This is a genomic window from Methanosarcina sp. MSH10X1, assembly GCF_004099695.1.
Lineage (GTDB): Archaea > Halobacteriota > Methanosarcinia > Methanosarcinales > Methanosarcinaceae > Methanosarcina.
In genome coordinates, this window is record NZ_SCHL01000003.1 from 167,790 (window position 1) to 184,759 (window position 16,970).

Genomic DNA, 16,970 nt, shown 5'->3' on the forward strand with positions numbered 1-16,970 from the left:
AAACTTTCTTTTCTTTTTAATTTTTGTGCCGATTTTTATTTTTGATTTTAATCAAGTATTGTCTTATCTTTCTGGTTGTTTTAATTCTGCTCACCTTCTTACAGAGCAGGCTTTTTGGATTAAAAGGTATCAAATAACATTATACTGGTATATGAAGACCGTTAAAGCGGTATTTTGAAGACCTTACAGGACGTAATGCAGAAAGTAAATAAAAGATATGGGAAGAAGGAGAAAATTTATGATAATGGACTTTAAAGGTAAAAGCCCGAAAATCTCAGAAACGGCTTTCATCGCGGATTCTGCAGACATAATAGGGGATGTTGAGATAGGGGATTTCTCAAGTATATGGTTTAACGCCGTTCTTCGGGGAGACAGGAACAGGATAAAAATCGGGAACCGGACAAGTATTCAGGATAATGTGGTAATTCATGCAGACCCTGAAAACGGGGTTCAGATCGGGAATGAGGTAAGTGTGGGACACGGAGCTGTACTGCATGGGTGTAAAATAGAAAGCAATGTGCTTATAGGAATGAATTCTACAGTACTGAACGGGGCAGAAATAGGAAAAAATTCCATAGTAGGTGCAAATGCACTGGTCCCCGAAGGAAAGAAGTTTCCTGAAAACAGCCTGATAATTGGAATTCCAGGGAAGGTAAAGAGGGAAGTCGAGAAATCCGAAATTGAAACCATAGCGGAAAATGCTGCGGAATATGTGGAGTTTGTCAGGGAATACAGTGAGGAAATGAAAAGCAAGAAAAAGCTCTGAGGAAGCGAATTACTGCAGGAGCCGGAAAAATAAGCTATTATAAAATGGAGAAAAATGGAGAAATAAGCTATTATAAAATGCTGATATTCGTAAACCGAGAACTATGACTTAAACTGCATAACTTGCCTTACAGAATGGTAAAAAGAAAGAACAGCGAAACCCAGGAAAGAATGTATGACCTCATAGAAGTGAGAAATACCGGAAACAATTTTTCCTTATTTCTGGTTCACTTATTTTTCTCTATTTCCCATGTGGAAATTCACTCCTCGTTTTGGAGGAGGTAAAACCTGAACATTCCCTGCGATTCTGCGGGCTTCATGGAGAATTAAAAAATTATACGTTTCCGGAAACTGCATTCCTCAGGCAGGTTTCCCAGTCTTCGGGATGATCTATATTATCGCATTGCCACTCAAATTCACGTCTTGCAAGTCTGATAGTTGCGCGTGCTTTTTTAAGCGGAACCAGCTCTTTTCCTACATCACCTATGCCGCCAACCTCCAGGCAGCTTACGATATCAATCATAAACCTTTCCAGAGTTTCCGGGGGTATCGGTTCATTCCTTGCATGGATTTCTGTACATTTTGCGAGATATTCTGCAAGCACTCTCATCAGTTTCGCATCACGCATGATTCTAACTCCTCCGTACGATAAGTGGGAAGTTCACCTCGTTACATGGGCTTAGACTTTTCACGACTACAATAAAAGGATATTTGTAAAAATGCAGATATATCTTTCCGGACTCAGCCCAGGATACCGTTTAATCCCAATTTTTCAGGGACAGCACGTTAAACAGCAATTAAAAATATGTATCTTCGATGCTTAAAGTTTTCTAAATAATCGTATTTGAGAGAAACTATAAACTTTCGGATACCAGCCGGAAGTTTAGAAGGTCATACAGGATATCCTGTCTGCTACTGCAGCAGTTAATCATTTCACATTTCCTGCTTTTTAATCGGTTGATCTACTACAGATTTCCCCCTGTACTGCGCAGTTGCCTATGTTGTCCGGAAACCTGATTTATGTGTATGTTTAAATTCATCCGGGCATTAACTTGTTTGAGGATTTGCTTAGATAAGTATCTGATTTAATGGAGACCGGGCGATTTAATAGAATGCTGAGACATAAAAGTCAGGTAGAAAGTAATAATTGGTGAAGGAAATCTGAAAAGGTGCTCTCTCAGTTAAAAGCCGGAGAAACTCAAAACCTTCATAAGGCAACCCATTAAAAAAGAAACTAAGATAAAGGACAGGTAGTTAATTAATGAACGAGACCTGAATAAATTTATCCAGATAATCTTAGAACAAACCTGTTCCCCTTCTGTATATTTTCCTTAGCTTTCTATAATTATTAAATTTAAGGAAAATTTATTCTATTATATTTATGTATGCTCTAAAGTCTAAATATATTCTCAGTTATTAACAAATAATATCTTTGATCTGAAAATAAGAGTGTAAAATCTCTATATTTCGGCACTTGAAGGGGTTGGAATGTTAACTGAGGGTGAAGTTTTTGCCAACGAGACCTATATTATCGAGCTTTTGAAGGAGATAGGAAGAGAAGGAATTAGAGATTATATTCAGTATCTTGAAAAGTCGGATTTCTTTGTTGCACCTGCAAGTACAAAATATCACAGGGACTATCCTGGCGGACTCGCAGAACATTGTTTAAACTTATTGGAGCCCCTGAAATTATCAAACTCCCGCCTGAAGAGGAAAGAACAGCTTCCTGAAGATTCTCTAATAATCATTGCTTTATGTCATGACGTCTGCAAGGAAGGGTTATACATTGGGGATTATGGTAACTATAAGACGTTAGAAGGACATCCTGCGAATAATAAACACTCGATTCTTTCCATTGAAAGAATTAAGAAATACATGAGACTTACACGCACAGAACGGGATGTAATCCTGTATCATATGGGACTTTTTTCGTGTTACGAATATGGTATGGAGTATACCCCGGAAGATTTGATGAGAGCTATAAAAAGGCACCCCCTCGTACAGATTTTTGCGGCTATTGACATGGAAGAAACTCACTGGCAAAGGTAAAATACATACATCCTGGAATGCATGCACCCATTTCAGGATAACTTTTTTTAAATATTGAACTTCCTTCAAAATGCAAAATATGTGCGTCAATCCTCAGCCAGGAAGTTTTTAAACATTGATAAAATTCGAAGTTCAGCCTGAAGAGTTCTCTTTTAGTAAAGATTTGGTTTGAATTCTTTTTATTATATTAGAGTAATAATGTATGAAGGGTGGGCAATTAAATCGGGCAAGGCGATGAGTATAAATTTAGCTTCAAAACCGGAAGATGAACTTAGCAGTTCAGGAGAAAATAACACCTGATACCAGCGAGGGACACATGAGAAAACAGGATCAAACGTGGGAGAGAAAAGTTATGCAAGCAAGTGTTACCGAGGTTCAGAGTATTTTAGGAAATGTGAAATATCCTGCAACCAGGAAACAAGTAATCGGCGAAGCCAGAAGGCAAAATATTAGTGGCGACACAATGCAAACTCTTGAGAATATTCCAGACCGCGAATACTCCAGTTCTGACGATGTCGTCGATGAATTCGAAAGCTTTCAAAGGGCTGTAGAGGCTTTCCATACCAGGAAATATCCTGCATCGAAGCAGGAGCTTGTCAACGATGCCAGGAATCTTCACATCCGCGACGTAATAATAAGGGCTCTTGAAGCCTGTCCGGACAAAGAGTATTCCAGTCCAGATGATGTAATCAACGAATGCAGAACCAGGCTTCAGAGCAGATAATTCTTGTTTAGAGTGAAACAGTATCAAAAGAAAAAAGACAAGAAACGAAAAGATCAAAAATAAAAAGATCAGAAACAAAAAGAAAAAAACTGCGATTTCGGCCTGGATCAGCTCATATCCTGAGTTTTGAGGGGCAAATATTCCCTCGAATTTTCCCTTAAACAGTATAATAAACAAACAGTACAACAAACAGCACATAAAATTAGAAAAAGAATAGGATTCCTGAATTTAGAACTCAAATATTGTCAGAGTCGATTTGGACTTTATTTAAGAAATATTAATTCCTTGTGCTGGTCAGGTAACTGGTTCCTCGTCCTGGTCAGGTAATTGATTCTTCACCTCTGTCAAGTTTGCAAAGAATAGAATCCCTGAGATTTGAAGCATCTGTGTCTTTAGCGTTAATTCTTAAGGCATTTTCTACTACAGAAAGTGCCTGTTTGTATCTTCTGAGTTCAAAGAGAATAGACCCCTTGTTAAACCATGCCTCAAATTTATTCGGATTCTTTTGCAACACCTTATCAAATGCTTTTAATGCTTTTTCAGGCCTATCGAGCATATAAAGAGTAGAACCTCTAAAGCTCCAGACAGTTTCATTTTTAGGGTTAATTTCCAGGGACTTATCAAAAGCTTCCAGTGCTTCTTCATACCTACCAAGCATATAAAGGGCAGAGCCCCGGTATCTCCAGATCTCCGCATCTTGCGGATTAATTTCAAGACCTTTATCAAGTTCTTCCAGCGCTCTCACATACCTATCAGGATCATAAACCGGTCTACTTTTACGCTCCCGATTGTCTGACACATTTGGATAAATATATGGAAGATTATTCAACTCTTTGATTAACCTCTCATCTTCAAGTACAGATATTATATTTTTATATTCCTGAATCTCCAGGTCATCCGGATAGACTGCCAGGATCTCGTTAAGTGCATCCAGTCCCTTTTTATATCTTCCGAGCTTGAACAGGGCAAGCGCCTTAAACTTCAACGCATATTTATAATTTATACTATCATTTTTTGTCCAGAGGGACAAGTTTCCATCAGTTTCTTCCGGTATAGTTTCCAGAGCACGGTCAAAAGCTTCTATTGCACCGTTATATTTGCCGGTTTTATAGAGGACTGTGCCTTTGATAAGCAGCGCTTCGGTAAAGTTTCGATTTTCATCGATTTCTTTGTTAAGAAAAGACAATATTTTATTAATGGTAAGGCTACTCTCATCTTCTAATGAGAATTCCTCATCCTGCATTAGAGACCCGATGATCTCAATAACTTCCAGATTAGTTTGTCTTTCCTCATTTATCCATGATCCGGGAAATTCCTCTTCATGCAAGGGGTTTCTCTCGGACTGCATGAGTTCACGATCTTTATCTGCCTCAGCCATAACACCAGGACCCGATAATTTACTTATCAAAAATTAGTTACTTAATCCCATACCCAGCTAAATTCACTGGCTTTTAAACCTGCATTGATTTTCTTTAACCCGCGCTAATTCCTAAAACCAATATCTCCCAAGATTATATATTTGCAATGTAATACTAAAAGATACTTTTTGAAAAAAGATATTGAACGAAGTACATTTTCTTTATCAAAGGAGAAAATCAGCCAGTTAGCGAATTTCAGTATTTTTCGTTATGCCCGGGCAATAGCCCCACTGATCATAAAAACTAATAGAGAAGCCCGGAGACGCTGCATCCGTTTACTGTATCCCCCAATACAGTCTCTTCAAATTATGCTCCCCCAAGCATATTGATCCGAAGAAGGACCAGAGACCTCCAGGCAATTCTTTATTGATAGATGATACCCCTTATTTCCTGTTCCCCAACTCCAGAATATACTAATGACATAAATTACTTTAAATTAATTATATCAAAAATTGTCTTTAAGCAAAAAAGAGTTTGACGTAAAAAATTTTAAGCCCATTACATCTCTTTATCCGGACTTCGTATTACTGAAAGCTGTTTTGATGCAACAAAGAAAAGGCTCACCGAGCTTATTGCAGAGTTTGTTCGTTTCCTCTTTCAACTCAATTATCCACACTTCCCTGCTGCCATGCGCAATTGAAGTGAGCCAACTCCACGCTTGCTGCACGGAGTTTTTCAACACGCTTCCGGATTCATCCTCCGCACGCTTGCTCTCGGCGACATCCCACTCCAGATTAATATCAAGATCAGGGACAGCCCATCTAAAAGCTTCTCTTGCTTCCGGCGGATTTGAATGTGGCAATATGCACAGCTCGTTGTCCACCATATTTACTTTGAAAAAAGGAACTGGTAAATCCATCAAATTTGCTTTTGTCCAGTAGAATTGGCAGAAGTCTGTTCCCAGGGGCTCCCCTATAAAATCAATAACAGAGCTCCTACTTGTTACTTCTCATACCCTTCTACCACATCTGTAAAAGTGAAAAGTTCTTGTCTTAATACTTGTGCTAAACAAGCTTGCAAATTTATTTAATATATACATATATTTATAAAACTAATTCTATTTTTCTACTTTTATCTACTTTTAGTTATAAAAGTATCCCGATACATACTTTTTTCTGCAGCCCTTTTCTTATAATCTAAGGCTTCTAACTGAATTGTCCAAACCGAGAGCCCCGCTTAAATTAAAAAGAGCATCCGGGAAGTTTTAAAAATAGGTATATAAGTTAAAAGTTTTAAATTGAAAGAATAGAAGATTTGATGCGAGAGGTGCGATTCGAACGCACGAACTCCTACGAGACTAGGCCCTCAACCTAGCGCCTTTGACCTGGCTGGGCAACCCTCGCATAGCGACATTTACAGATAAAGAATCGTGAAAATTCTTTACAAAAAGGACGTATAGAAATGTACGAAAATTGAAGTTTTTAAAGTCAATAGATTTTTAAGCGAACAGATTAAGAAATTTGGTGCGAGGGATGGGATTCGAACCCACGAACTCCTACAAGACTAGGCCCTCAACCTAGCGCCTTTGACCTGGCTGGGCAACCCTCGCATCTCGTTTTAATCCTGTTTCAGAGCGGTTTCATTTTGATAATCCGGCGCGCTTTACGCCTTGCACTCCCCCACAATATCGTGGATAATATATAAACATTTCGAGTCACATGAGTCAGGAAAAGAAAATTTTAAAAGAACGCCATTAAGACAAACAGCCCCGATGTTACTCAGCCGCAGAACATGCATAGAAAAGGTAATAAATCAGAGGTAAAAAGTCCATAGATATAACTATGTATTGAAATGTTCAGGGCTCTACGGTGCCTCAGAAAAAAATTAGGTTTGGGCCCGTGTCCGAGCTTCGGCTCAGAACTGGTCCAGAATGCTCAAAATTTCTTCGGCTTTGCCTTTGATCACATTTGCCGCATTAATTGCAAGATCTCTGGCTGTATAAGAACCATCGGACTCCATTGTAAACACAAAAGCGTTTTCATCGAAGTCGACTTTTATCGCATGAATATCACAGACCTGCTCGCAGAGTCTGCAAAGCGAGCATTTGAGGATATCTTCCTCTGAAACTTTAGCCCCTGATTCTTCGAACCGTATAATGCCTTTAGGACATTCGGCTGCACAGTGTCCGCATGCGTCACAATTTTGAATGTTTATAACAGGTACATTCTTGTAGCCGCAAGCGACTCCTGCCTGCCATTTAACGCTATCCCTGCCGTAACCCATATGAGCTACAGCCTCAAGCACAAGTTTCTGCCCCTTTTTCAGCTCGACAATAGGTATGGTAGGGTCAGCAGGCTGTATCTTCGGATCAGATGAGATCAGATCTCTCGAATAAACCGTGCCCGGTCCTTCTGCACTGAGGGTTAAGGAAACCTCACAGGCAGGACAGCCTTCTCCGCCGCAGACATCGCATTCTGCCTGTGGCACATACGTCTCCGCATCCGTTACAATCGGGATTAAGGACAGACGTAAAGCCAGCTGCTCATCATAGAGTACCGAGGTGTTGTCATAAAGGTTCACATACTCGATCGCAAGTGTTGGTACATCTGCGATCATGGCACGCCGAATGCCGTTGGCAAAAGAGGTACTAACTTTTGATAGCACGAATTTTGCAGATCTGTCCGATAACTCCAGAATGTCTACTTCCATCGTCATATACCTTAATTTCCCTTATATTTTAATGCATTCAAAAAAAGAGAATTTTAAAAGAATTCCCTGAAAAATTCTCTTATACACGCCTTCCGCCTTTCGGGCGAGTGCCGTCGTGCGGGACAGGAGTGACGTCTTCGATCCTGCCAATCCGGATTCCTGCTCTTGCAAAAGCCCTGATTGCAGCCTGAGCGCCAGGACCCGGGCTTCTCTGCTTGTTTCCACCTGGGGCTCTTACCCTTATGTGGATGCCATTGATGCCCTTATCCCTTAGCTGGTCAGCAAGCTGGCCTGCCATCTGCATGGCAGTATATGGAGAGCTTTCATCTCTTGCAGCTTTTACAACCATACCACCTGAGGACTTTGCAATGGTTTCAGCCCCTGTGATATCAGTTACAGTAATAATTGTGTTGTTAAATGAAGATTTGATGTGAGCTACGGCCCATTTCATGTCTGCCATGGTTATCTCCTCCCTCCTCTCCTTTTCCTTCCGCCGCCTCTTTCAGGAGGTCTCTCTTTAGCCTGCTTTGCTTCTGCGACTGCCTTCAAAGTAGTTGTGCTGTCTGCAAGGAAAGATGCCACCTGCACAGGCCTCTCAGGGTGAGACTCACTAACAAGCGGAGAAGTCCCATAGTACCCGATATGCATCTCATCTTCCTTTGAGATAAGCATTCCCGGAATGGTAGCCTTTCTGCCGTTTACTGCGATGTGCCCGTGAGTGATAAACTGGCGTGCCTGAATGACGGTCCTGGCAAGCCCGAGACGGAGAACCTGGGTCTGGAGTCTCCTTTCAAGGATATTTTCAGTTTTCAAGGAGAGGATGTCGTCAACATCTGCATCCGGTTTGATTATACCATAGCGGATAAGCTTTGAAAGAATTTCTTCGGACTGAGTCTTCTGATGTCCCTCAAGTCCTCCTTCCTGAGAGTTTGCAGCGCTTGCGAGTAATTTCCTGGCTTCGGTCCTGTACATCCTGAGCATACTGGCTGCTTTCCAGACTTCTCTCTTATTTCTAAGGCCGTATGCCTTTATGAGCTGGACTTCGGATGCCATCCTGGCTTCCTGCCAGGGGTGCTTAGGGGTTTCGAAACTTTTACTTTGTTTACCTGGATATGCCATTTTCAATCACCTCAACCGGAAAATCACTTCTTCCTGCTGACACCGACGGTTGATCCGCGGCGGCCTGTGGATTTTGTTCTCTGTCCTCTGACCTTAAGGCCCCTTTCGTGCCTGAGACCTCTGTAGGCACGGACCTTCTTCAGGTTGTTAATATCTTCCCTGAAAGTCAGTAAGATATCCGTTCCCAGCAGGTGCTTGTCCTGTCCTGTTGCCAGGTCTTTCTGCCTGTTCAACATCCAGGAAGGAACAATCTCCTCAAACTTCCCGATTGCGCTGTCGAGTTTTGCCACTTCTTCATCTGGCAGGTATCCAAGTGTAGCAGTTGGGTCTACCCCTGCGCCCTTTGCAATAAGGATAGCGGTGCGCCTCCCTATTCCCGGGAGACCTGTAAGGGCATATTCTACGGGTTTTGCCCCCTGCAAGTCGGTATTCATAATCCGAACAAGATGCCTTAATTCTTCATTATTCTTTTCTTCTACCATATACTCCCTCCAGGGGAATGCATACAGCATCCTGTAGCCCCTGATCGAATACCCTTAAAGAATACGCGAAAAAGTCAGGAGCAGCTCTCTAAAGGAGCTTCTTTACAGCATATACTGATGAGTTCATTTACATGCAATTACCAGTATATAAGGATATCTGCATCGGGTTTGTTACTGAATATGCTTCTGGCGGAGTAAAAGGAAACCCTTGCAGGCAATGTCCGTAGAAAGTATTGAAGGATAATAAGAAAATACTTACGAACTTACGAACGTGAATTAGAAAGAGTCTGACGCCGAGGGGGAGATTCGAACTCCCGAGGGGCTAAGCCCCACAAGCTTTCCAGGCTTGCGCCCTACCACTAGACTACCTCGGCACTTATGACAGAAATTATCTGGACTTTGGTTAAGCACAACCGTTGTGCCGGTTGATTATGCCGTCTCAATTTTGAAGTTTTCGCTCAACCTTTTTTGAAAAGGCTTGTGGCACGACTTATACCATAACGGAATAGTGATATATAAACTTTATTCTAAGCAAAGGTATTTAAAAAAGAGTTTCAGAGGTTAAGGTATAACATTATCCTCTTTTTTAGTCCAACCTTTGGGATAGGTCCCGGCTTCCATCATAACCCGGATCAAGCTCGCTGCAATCCCGGAAGAAGCTTTAAGGATCTCTTCCGTATTCATTTCAGCTTTTGCAAGGGCGATAAGTTCACCTTTAAGGGTAAACAGAGCTGTAAGATCCCCTTTCTCAAGATTTGCGTCCAGGCTTGTAATGCCCGGAACTGCCAGAGCAGCCCCGGAACAGACTGCATCTACCGCGCTGTCCCTCAGGATAATCTTGGGAAGGTGAGCTACAGCCGTTTCCATTGGCATGATTACCCGCCTGAGTTCGGATTCATCCCCGTCTTCCTTCCAGAACACATAAGCATCTTTCACATCCTGAAGCGTGACAAGCGTTTCCTCGGTAAAAGGGCCTGCTTTCGTCCTCCTGAGTTCCTGCATGTGCCCACCGCAACCCAGGGCAAGCCCTATATCGTGGCAGAGTTTCCTGATGTAAGTACCGGCTTCACAGCCTACGCGGAAGAGTACCGAACTGCCTTCAATCTCAAGCATTTCAAGGTAATAAATCGTCCTTATCCTGATAACTCGCTTGACAGCCGATTTGATAGGAGGCATCTGGTATATAGGGCCTGTAAATTCTTCACAGACTTGCCTTATCGATTTTTGAGGCATTTCCTTATGAAGTTTCAAAAGGCAGACATATTCCTTTCCCGAAAGGCGCAGAGCAGGGACAGCCTTTGTAGCCTTTCCGAGTAATGCTGGCAAAAGCCCCGTAACTTTGGGATCAAGAGAGCCTGCATGCCCTGCCGTACTCACGCCAAGAATACCCTTTACCCAGGCTGCAACTTCATGGCTTGTAGGTCCCTTGGGTTTATCAATATTTACAACCCCTTTCTCAATATACTCGAGGATAGGTCGCTTTTCCGGATAAGTGCCGTAGGAGGGATTCGTCCAGGCACCAGTCTTCCGGACCAGAACCCTCTCGGCTTCGGATGGCAATTTGCCGGCAGATGACATAGTTTTTCAAAAACTCCTGAATTGGATGTATAGATGTAATCGGGACGGTATCCTGTATATCAGGTTCCGGCAAATAAAACTCTACGCTTTGTATAAAAATCCAGCCTTTGAGATGACTTTCTGGAATTATTCCGGCCCTACAAGGGAATCAATAGCGACCCTGAGAATGTCAAGAATCTGGTACTGGTTCCACTTATCCGAATCAATAACAATGTCATAAATCGAGAGGTCACCAATATCGATATTGTAGTAACTCATATAACGGAGAGCTTCGGATTTTTCCCTCTCGATTGTTTTTTCAAGCTCTTCATCAAAAGACATTGATTTCTCCCGCCTCAGGATACGTTTTACCCTGATAGGTAATGGGGCTTTTATCCAGATTTTGAGCACATTCGGGACATCTTTAGCCATATGGCCTGCAAGCCTGCTCTCAAGGATCAGATTCTCCTGACTGTTAATAACAGCCCTTTGATTCTTATCAATAGCCAGGTCAATTGAAGGGTCTTTTTCAGCCATAGCTCCGAATTCTGCCAGGCTCATTCCCTTTTCCTTTGCAATCCTTCTGAAAACCTCACCCGAGGAGATCAATTCAAGTTCATAATATTCCGCAAGTAGCCTCGAAATTGTTGTCGTTCCACTCCCCGGAAGCCCGCTAACAGCTATCCGCATCAGACCCCACCGATATTCAGCGCCTTTCTGACAAGCTGGCTAACTCCGAGAGATGAAATAAAGTACCAGTATATCCAGTGCTGGAAAGGCCAAAAAGCCTGAGAAGTAAGCAACTGTTCACCCCAGAAAGGAAAAACCATAGTAGCATTCCCGTGCCCGCTGATGAAAAAATAAGCCCACATAAAGAGAGGAAGCGAAATGATACTGATGTAAGCCATTGGCTTGAACTGCTGCTTGGACATCTTCATCTGGTCTTCCATCATCTCCTTACGCTGGTCTTCAAGTTTTTTCAGCATATAGGTATTCTGAGATAGCTGCGCCTCCCTGAATTCCTTCTGGAAAACCTTCATGCGTTCCTGGGTATTCCTCATGAGTTCCCAGTCAATTGTATATTTCTGGATAAGGGATGCATAAATTGCAGTAATAGCCGCCATTACCAGAAGAATTAGATGGAAATTCTCCTGTCCGACCAGAGCAAGTACGGGATTCATTAAGGTCCCGACGGCTTCCCCTACAGCGTTCCTGAAACCCTCTCCAAGAACCATAATCCCTATCATAAGGGAAAAACCGAGAGCCAGCAGGAACCGATCTATTTGAGTTTTTAATGTCTCTGAAACCAAGTCGTCCTCACCATTCAGGTTCAATAATTATTCTGAGATTTTAGAATGTAGAAAATTCCGATAGATAAAAGCTTGATAAGCTTAGAGTATTGTAAAGTTCTGATAAATCAGCTCGACTACGGAGCTGGCATTAAATGATAACGAAGGTTGTTCTGGTAAATAAGTGTCGATGTATATATAAGTTATACTATTCGATGAAATTCGGTTGACCCGCGACCGTTGCGCCGGTCGATCACGCTCCGGTTATGTTGGTTTAGATAAAGCATGCGTTTTTGCTCAAGCCTTTTCTGAAAAGGCTTGCGTTGAAACCGTTGACCCGAAACCGTTGCGCCGGTTTATCACGCCGTTACGTGGGGATTTTTTCGCTCAAGCCTTTTCAAAAAAGGCTTGCGTTTCGCCGATCGATCACGCCGCTACGTTATTTTCGATAAAGCATAGTTTTTGATAAAACTTTTTTTGAAAAAGTTTTCGCTCAAGCCTTTTTTGAAAAGGCTTGCGGTCAAGGATTTTTTGTAAAAGGCTTGCGACCACCTTTTTTTTGTAAAAGGGTTGTGAAAAGTTTGTGGGTGGAAAAATGAGAAAGTATATTTAAATAGGTTCTCATAAGTTATCATAACCATACATAACGTATGTAGAGCCGGAGTTAGGGCTCATACTGCGGAGTATCAGGAGGAATTTGAAAAATGCAACTTCCAAACCCCGGTGGGCAGTTCCCGAAAGTAAGCAGCAAAGCCTGGATATTCGATACTGCGCTCATAATCGGAGATGTAACTATCGAGGAAAATGTATTTGTCGGGCCAAACGCTGTAATCAGGGCAGATGAACCCGGATCTTCAATTGTTATCCAGAGCGGCTGTAATATTCAGGACAATGTAATAATTCATTCCCTTTCCAATTCAGAAGTGAAGATAGGTAACAGAACCTCTCTTGCTCACGGATGTATTGTACATGGGCCCTGTCAGATAGGAAAAAACTGTTTTATCGGATTCGGAGCCGTAGTATTCGACTGCAGCCTGGGAGAAGATACCGCGGTTCTTCACAGGGCGGTCGTCCGCGGAGTCGAAATTCTTCCGCATAAGATGGTACCTGATGGAGCCGTCATCACAGACCAGAAAATAACAGGCGTACTTGATGATATTACAACTGACCTTGCAGAGTTTAAAAAATCTGTTGTCAGAGCAAATCTTGAGCTGGTAAAAGGGTATCAAGATATACAATTTGAGGGCAAAGCCCTGCCTCGATGCCTGTTGCAGGAAAGAGGAAACGACGAGCTTCAAAGCCCTGAAAGCCCTGATTAAAAAGTTTCCGGTTTAATTTTTTTGAGAACATTTCCGGTTAATATTTTTATTTACAAATTCCATTCATACTTCAGATTCATTCATACTTCGGGTTAGTATTTGGTTGATAGAGTATGTTTATACTTCGAGGTAATACTTGATTGATAGAGTAAATTTATACTTCGAGGTAATACTTGATTGACAGGATGTTCATACGTCGGTTAATATCCAGATCGAGATATTCTGCTCATTTTCGATTAATATTCGACTATTGTTCCCAGTAATTAGGGATTCCCCAGCAATTCCCTGATTCAGGTAACCCAGGTATTAAAGATATTTACCTTCCAGTTTTTCCAGAACTTTTTTTCCTTCATCTGTCAGGGTATATTTTTTCCAGGTCGTTTTGTCAGGAGTTAAACACTGGATCAAGCCTCTACTCTCAAGCTCCTTTAAAGCGTGGCTGATATTCTGTGTGGATCGGCTTGCTTCATGGGCAATATCCGAAGCCCGGACAAAAGTATGCCTTTTCATGGAATCCATAAGAATCAAACGGCGGTCAACACTGATAACCCAGTTAACCAGTTCTTCGATTGAGTTTTCAGTCATATTAACCCAGCTTCTCCGTCGTATAGTTCTTGTTGACATAAACAGCCGCATATTATTTAAATATTAATTGTTTGAATCAAATAGAAGAGAAAGAAGCAGAGGCTTTTTATTAGACAAGCTGAGTGAAAGAAAATATCGAAAATCCAGAAACTTAATAAAATTAAAAGAAAAAATAATGAAGTTTTCAGGCAAACTTCGCAAGGATCGCCTTTATATCTTCGAAAACTTCATCTATGTTTTTAGTGCCGTCAAGAGATACCAGAATACCCTGTTTTGCATAATAGTCAATAAGGGGCTGAGTCTGCCTTTTATAAACATTGAGGCGATTCTGGACAGCTTCTTCTCTGTCGTCGGCACGCTGGAAAAGTTCACCGCCGCAAACATCACATACACCCTCCTTTTTCGGCGGGTTAAAAGTTCTGTGGTAGCTCGCACCGCAGTTATTACACATCAGGCGGCCGCTTATCCTCTCGACAAGTTCTTCGTCAGGCACTTCAAGATTGAGGACAACATCTATGGGCTTCTCGATCTCGTCAAGGATGGTTGCAAGAGCATCAGCCTGGGGTATAGTTCTCGGATATCCGTCAAGGATAAAGCCCTTTTCACAGTCCGGTTCCTTCAGGCGGTTCTTGATAATCCCTATAAGCACCTCATCGGGAACAAGTTCTCCTTTGTCCATATATGCCTTGGCTGCAAGCCCAAGTTCGGTCCCTTCCCTGACATTCGCCCGCAGGATATCCCCTGTGGAGATCTGCGGGATTCCGTAGAAATCAACCATTTTTTTGGCCTGGGTGCCTTTTCCTGCACCTGGGGGCCCGAAGATTATTATATTCATTCGAAGATCCCTGTGTCTGTATCCTTTAGTTTGTTTACGTTGCTAGTTTATGTTACTGGATTCGATTTAAAGCCTTTTAAGCTACACTTAGATTTGATTCCTTCTTGCCCTTTTCGCAGCCCGAAATGAATCCTTACTGCTCCCCGAAGAAGGAACGGATCATCGGGTGCATTTCCATCATTTGTTCAGACGCGATATCCTCGTAGAGCCTGTATACAATACTCACAGTAAGCAGCAAACCTGTACCGCCAGCACTTCCAATGGTACCCAGCAAGCTTGCAACCAGTGTGAGAACCCCTATGAAAGCTCCACCTATAACGGTTACTTTCGGAATATAACGCTGCATGACCTTTTCAATACTGCCGATATTCCGCCTGAAACCAGGAATCTGCATTCCGGAATTATAGATCTTCTGGGCTGTAGGCTTTGCACCCATGCCTGTGGTTTCTATCCAGAAGAGAGCAAAGATAATCCCGCCTCCGATAAGCATAACCGCATCCATGAAAACATGAAGTCCAATCTGCCAGATAGCAGGCGCGGCAACTCCATAACTTGCAAAGGACTCCCGCACGAGAGACGGAACCCAGTCGTAAGGGCTGTTTATGGGAGCAAGGTAATACATGATCCCGTTAAGCGGCGTTGACCCACTGAACTCACCAAGGAAATTAATCCCCCGGCTGGAGAGAATAATTCCTATCATCTGGATATTAGCCTGAAGGGCCCGGACAAGGATCATCGGCAGCACTGAGGCGTATATAAGCTTGACAGGGAATCGACCCCTTGCTCCCCTTACTGCACTGTGCGCGAGAGGGATTTCAATCCTCGTACTCTCCACATACACCACAAGCAGGAAGATAGCAACTGTGCTCAGCAGTGCCAGAATTCCTCCTCTGATCAGGATGAACATCAAACCCTCACCTGAGAAGAGGTAGTCTGCCCCGACATTCTGGGCGATATAAACCCATTTAGGAATCAGACCTAGTGGAAGTCCTGTTTCATCAGGTTGCCAGTTGAAGATACCTGTAACAATCTGCTGGGAGATTCCCGCAACAATGAAAAGCCCGACTCCTGAGCCTATACCCCACTTGGAAACCACTTCATCCATGAAAAGAATCAGTACGCCTCCAATGAAGATCTGGATAAGGAGCAGGAAGGTGATTACTCCCAGGCCTACACCAAGAACAGAAGCAAGCCCTGGATCAGGCTGGATATACCCACCAAGTAGCTGCGGCAGAGCCTCGAGCAGGATCATGACAAACACAAGGAACTTTTGGGCTCCCTGGAAGAATGCCTGGTCTCTGGGGTCCGACAGGTCCAATTTAATAATATCTGCTCCAACAAGAAGCTGCAGGACAATCGAAGCCGTGACAATAGGCCCGATACCTAGAAGAATAAGAGATCCAGACGCGCCTGCAAAAAAGGCACGGTAAGATTCAAAAAGGTCAACCGAATCCTGGGACATCCCAAAAAGCGGTACATTTGCCAGAGCAAAGTACAGCATAAGGACTCCCAGAGTCCACCAGAGCTTATCCTTAAAATGGACGTGTTTTTCCGGACTTGCTACTGCAGGTAACTTGTTAAAAAACGGTTCTAACGTATCCCTGAGAGTCATCGATTACACCATTAAAATATAATTTATTTATAAATGTTTGAAATATTAGATTACATTTTACCGTAAGACATTGGTAATATAGTACATCTAATATGAAAAAGTTACCAAAAGAATTGAAATAAGTAATGTCAGAGTGACACTACTTATTCGGCATCGATGCAACTTCCGCCGGCATTCGCAATTTTTTCGCGGGCAGATGCGGAGAATTCTTCCGAAGTAACCACAAGATTCTTCGTAACACGTCCGCTTCCGAGCACTTTTTCGATTCCGAGGTTCTCAAGGTTAATATGGTATGCTCCGTCCTTGACTTCTGCAAGCCCTTCATCAGCAAGATAAGGAGCAAGCTCGTCAAGTTCTCCCACATTTACTATGGAGACATCTCTGGAAATCTCAGCAGGGCGCTTAAAACCATGCTTTCCGTAGCTGTATCCCCTTAAGATAGCTCTTACGAAGTGGTGTTTACCGGCACCGGATTTTCCACGGCCTCCGCGGTTTCCAGCTCCACGCCTGTTTTTGTGAGTTCCGCCTCCGCAGGTCCTGGATCCTCTGAACTTCTTTGTATCCATT

The 16,970-nt window shown here is 42.7% G+C and carries 18 protein-coding genes and 3 tRNA genes; 4 read left to right on the forward strand and 17 right to left on the reverse strand.

The features are described from left to right. Positions 1-238: 238 nt before the first annotated feature. Positions 239-766 carry a gamma carbonic anhydrase family protein gene (locus EQO05_RS03960; RefSeq protein WP_128503978.1) on the forward strand — a complete coding sequence of 176 codons (528 nt, stop codon included), beginning with the start codon at positions 239-241 and terminating at the stop codon, positions 764-766. Positions 767-1,099: 333 nt separating this feature from the next. Here the strand turns inward: EQO05_RS03960 and EQO05_RS03965 are convergent, their stop codons facing one another. Further along, positions 1,100-1,393, reverse strand: coding sequence for a hypothetical protein (locus EQO05_RS03965; protein WP_128503980.1), 294 nt, complete (start codon positions 1,391-1,393; stop codon positions 1,100-1,102). Between the two features lie 860 nt (positions 1,394-2,253). Here EQO05_RS03965 and EQO05_RS03970 point away from each other — a divergent pair. Both EQO05_RS03970 and EQO05_RS15415 read left to right on the forward strand, forming a co-directional pair. Then, a complete protein-coding gene (locus EQO05_RS03970; protein ID WP_128503982.1) occupies positions 2,254-2,814 on the forward strand; it encodes a hypothetical protein in 561 nt (186 codons plus the stop codon). 352 nt (positions 2,815-3,166) lie between these two features. Next, positions 3,167-3,538: a DUF2795 domain-containing protein gene (locus EQO05_RS15415; RefSeq protein WP_205793682.1), complete on the forward strand. Its 372-nt coding sequence runs from the start codon at positions 3,167-3,169 to the stop codon at positions 3,536-3,538. A 319-nt stretch (positions 3,539-3,857) separates the two neighbouring features. On the opposite strand, the gene EQO05_RS03980 is transcribed toward EQO05_RS15415, so the two are convergent. From EQO05_RS03980 to EQO05_RS04035, 12 genes are all read right to left on the reverse strand, one after another. Next, positions 3,858-4,916, reverse strand: a complete 1,059-nt coding sequence (locus EQO05_RS03980) for a tetratricopeptide repeat protein (RefSeq protein ID WP_128503986.1) — start codon at positions 4,914-4,916, stop codon at positions 3,858-3,860. Positions 4,917-5,464: 548 nt separating this feature from the next. Then, positions 5,465-5,815, reverse strand: a complete 351-nt coding sequence (locus EQO05_RS03985) for a hypothetical protein (protein ID WP_128503988.1) — start codon at positions 5,813-5,815, stop codon at positions 5,465-5,467. A gap of 399 nt (positions 5,816-6,214) precedes the next feature. Then, positions 6,215-6,299: transfer RNA gene (locus EQO05_RS03990), tRNA-Leu, on the reverse strand. 118 nt (positions 6,300-6,417) lie between these two features. Continuing rightward, positions 6,418-6,505: transfer RNA gene (locus EQO05_RS03995), tRNA-Leu, on the reverse strand. 305 nt (positions 6,506-6,810) lie between these two features. After that, positions 6,811-7,611 carry a DNA-directed RNA polymerase subunit D gene (locus EQO05_RS04000; protein ID WP_128503990.1) on the reverse strand — a complete coding sequence of 267 codons (801 nt, stop codon included), beginning with the start codon at positions 7,609-7,611 and terminating at the stop codon, positions 6,811-6,813. A 73-nt stretch (positions 7,612-7,684) separates the two neighbouring features. Next, complete coding sequence (locus tag EQO05_RS04005; protein ID WP_011034088.1) at positions 7,685-8,065, reverse strand: 30S ribosomal protein S11; 381 nt, start codon at positions 8,063-8,065, stop codon at positions 7,685-7,687. A gap of 2 nt (positions 8,066-8,067) precedes the next feature. Continuing rightward, positions 8,068-8,724, reverse strand: a complete 657-nt coding sequence (locus EQO05_RS04010; protein WP_128503992.1) for a 30S ribosomal protein S4 — start codon at positions 8,722-8,724, stop codon at positions 8,068-8,070. 23 nt (positions 8,725-8,747) lie between these two features. Next, positions 8,748-9,236 carry a 30S ribosomal protein S13 gene (locus EQO05_RS04015; RefSeq protein WP_128503994.1) on the reverse strand — a complete coding sequence of 163 codons (489 nt, stop codon included), beginning with the start codon at positions 9,234-9,236 and terminating at the stop codon, positions 8,748-8,750. A gap of 261 nt (positions 9,237-9,497) precedes the next feature. Beyond that, a tRNA-Ser gene (locus EQO05_RS04020) sits at positions 9,498-9,580 on the reverse strand. 187 nt (positions 9,581-9,767) lie between these two features. Further along, the gene (locus EQO05_RS04025) at positions 9,768-10,784 is read right to left on the reverse strand and encodes an RNA-guided pseudouridylation complex pseudouridine synthase subunit Cbf5 (RefSeq protein WP_128503996.1); all 1,017 of its coding nucleotides are present in this window, start codon (positions 10,782-10,784) and stop codon (positions 9,768-9,770) included. Positions 10,785-10,910: 126 nt separating this feature from the next. Continuing rightward, entirely contained in the window at positions 10,911-11,453 is a 543-nt protein-coding gene (cmk, locus tag EQO05_RS04030; RefSeq protein ID WP_128503998.1) for a (d)CMP kinase, read from the reverse strand. Continuing rightward, positions 11,453-12,073: a DUF106 domain-containing protein gene (locus EQO05_RS04035; RefSeq protein WP_128504000.1), complete on the reverse strand. Its 621-nt coding sequence runs from the start codon at positions 12,071-12,073 to the stop codon at positions 11,453-11,455. The genes cmk and EQO05_RS04035 overlap by 1 nt, the downstream gene beginning before the upstream one ends. 683 nt (positions 12,074-12,756) lie before the next feature. Between EQO05_RS04035 and EQO05_RS04040 the strand changes: the two genes are divergently transcribed. Then, on the forward strand, positions 12,757-13,371 hold the full coding sequence (locus EQO05_RS04040; protein ID WP_128504002.1) for a DapH/DapD/GlmU-related protein: 615 nt from the start codon (positions 12,757-12,759) through the stop codon (positions 13,369-13,371). A gap of 306 nt (positions 13,372-13,677) precedes the next feature. On the opposite strand, the gene EQO05_RS04045 is transcribed toward EQO05_RS04040, so the two are convergent. From EQO05_RS04045 to EQO05_RS04060, 4 genes are all read right to left on the reverse strand, one after another. Beyond that, positions 13,678-13,956 (reverse strand): sugar-specific transcriptional regulator TrmB, encoded by a 279-nt coding sequence (locus EQO05_RS04045; RefSeq protein WP_128504004.1) that lies wholly within the window; start codon positions 13,954-13,956, stop codon positions 13,678-13,680. Between the two features lie 184 nt (positions 13,957-14,140). Beyond that, complete coding sequence (locus tag EQO05_RS04050; RefSeq protein WP_128504006.1) at positions 14,141-14,791, reverse strand: adenylate kinase; 651 nt, start codon at positions 14,789-14,791, stop codon at positions 14,141-14,143. A 133-nt stretch (positions 14,792-14,924) separates the two neighbouring features. Further along, on the reverse strand, positions 14,925-16,403 hold the full coding sequence (gene secY / locus EQO05_RS04055; protein WP_128504008.1) for a preprotein translocase subunit SecY: 1,479 nt from the start codon (positions 16,401-16,403) through the stop codon (positions 14,925-14,927). A gap of 143 nt (positions 16,404-16,546) precedes the next feature. Next, positions 16,547-16,969 (reverse strand): uL15m family ribosomal protein, encoded by a 423-nt coding sequence (locus EQO05_RS04060; RefSeq protein WP_128504010.1) that lies wholly within the window; start codon positions 16,967-16,969, stop codon positions 16,547-16,549. Between the last annotated feature and the right edge of the window lies 1 nt (position 16,970).

Excerpts from the sequence above, each read along its gene's own strand:
- EQO05_RS03960 (WP_128503978.1), top strand. The coding sequence starts at position 239 with ATGATAATGGACTTTAAAGGTAAAAGCCCGAAAATCTCAGAAACGGCT.
- EQO05_RS03965 (WP_128503980.1), bottom strand. The coding sequence starts at position 1,393 with ATGCGTGATGCGAAACTGATGAGAGTGCTTGCAGAATATCTCGCAAAA.
- EQO05_RS03970 (WP_128503982.1), top strand. The coding sequence starts at position 2,254 with ATGTTAACTGAGGGTGAAGTTTTTGCCAACGAGACCTATATTATCGAG.
- EQO05_RS15415 (WP_205793682.1), top strand. The coding sequence starts at position 3,167 with ATGCAAGCAAGTGTTACCGAGGTTCAGAGTATTTTAGGAAATGTGAAA.
- EQO05_RS03980 (WP_128503986.1), bottom strand. The coding sequence starts at position 4,916 with ATGGCTGAGGCAGATAAAGATCGTGAACTCATGCAGTCCGAGAGAAAC.
- EQO05_RS03985 (WP_128503988.1), bottom strand. The coding sequence starts at position 5,815 with ATGGATTTACCAGTTCCTTTTTTCAAAGTAAATATGGTGGACAACGAG.
- EQO05_RS04000 (WP_128503990.1), bottom strand. The coding sequence starts at position 7,611 with ATGACGATGGAAGTAGACATTCTGGAGTTATCGGACAGATCTGCAAAA.
- EQO05_RS04005 (WP_011034088.1), bottom strand. The coding sequence starts at position 8,065 with ATGGCAGACATGAAATGGGCCGTAGCTCACATCAAATCTTCATTTAAC.
- EQO05_RS04010 (WP_128503992.1), bottom strand. The coding sequence starts at position 8,724 with ATGGCATATCCAGGTAAACAAAGTAAAAGTTTCGAAACCCCTAAGCAC.
- EQO05_RS04015 (WP_128503994.1), bottom strand. The coding sequence starts at position 9,236 with ATGCTGTATGCATTCCCCTGGAGGGAGTATATGGTAGAAGAAAAGAAT.
- EQO05_RS04025 (WP_128503996.1), bottom strand. The coding sequence starts at position 10,784 with ATGTCATCTGCCGGCAAATTGCCATCCGAAGCCGAGAGGGTTCTGGTC.
- cmk (WP_128503998.1), bottom strand. The coding sequence starts at position 11,453 with ATGCGGATAGCTGTTAGCGGGCTTCCGGGGAGTGGAACGACAACAATT.
- EQO05_RS04040 (WP_128504002.1), top strand. The coding sequence starts at position 12,757 with ATGCAACTTCCAAACCCCGGTGGGCAGTTCCCGAAAGTAAGCAGCAAA.
- EQO05_RS04045 (WP_128504004.1), bottom strand. The coding sequence starts at position 13,956 with ATGACTGAAAACTCAATCGAAGAACTGGTTAACTGGGTTATCAGTGTT.
- EQO05_RS04050 (WP_128504006.1), bottom strand. The coding sequence starts at position 14,791 with ATGAATATAATAATCTTCGGGCCCCCAGGTGCAGGAAAAGGCACCCAG.
- secY (WP_128504008.1), bottom strand. The coding sequence starts at position 16,403 with ATGACTCTCAGGGATACGTTAGAACCGTTTTTTAACAAGTTACCTGCA.
- EQO05_RS04060 (WP_128504010.1), bottom strand. The coding sequence starts at position 16,969 with ATGGATACAAAGAAGTTCAGAGGATCCAGGACCTGCGGAGGCGGAACT.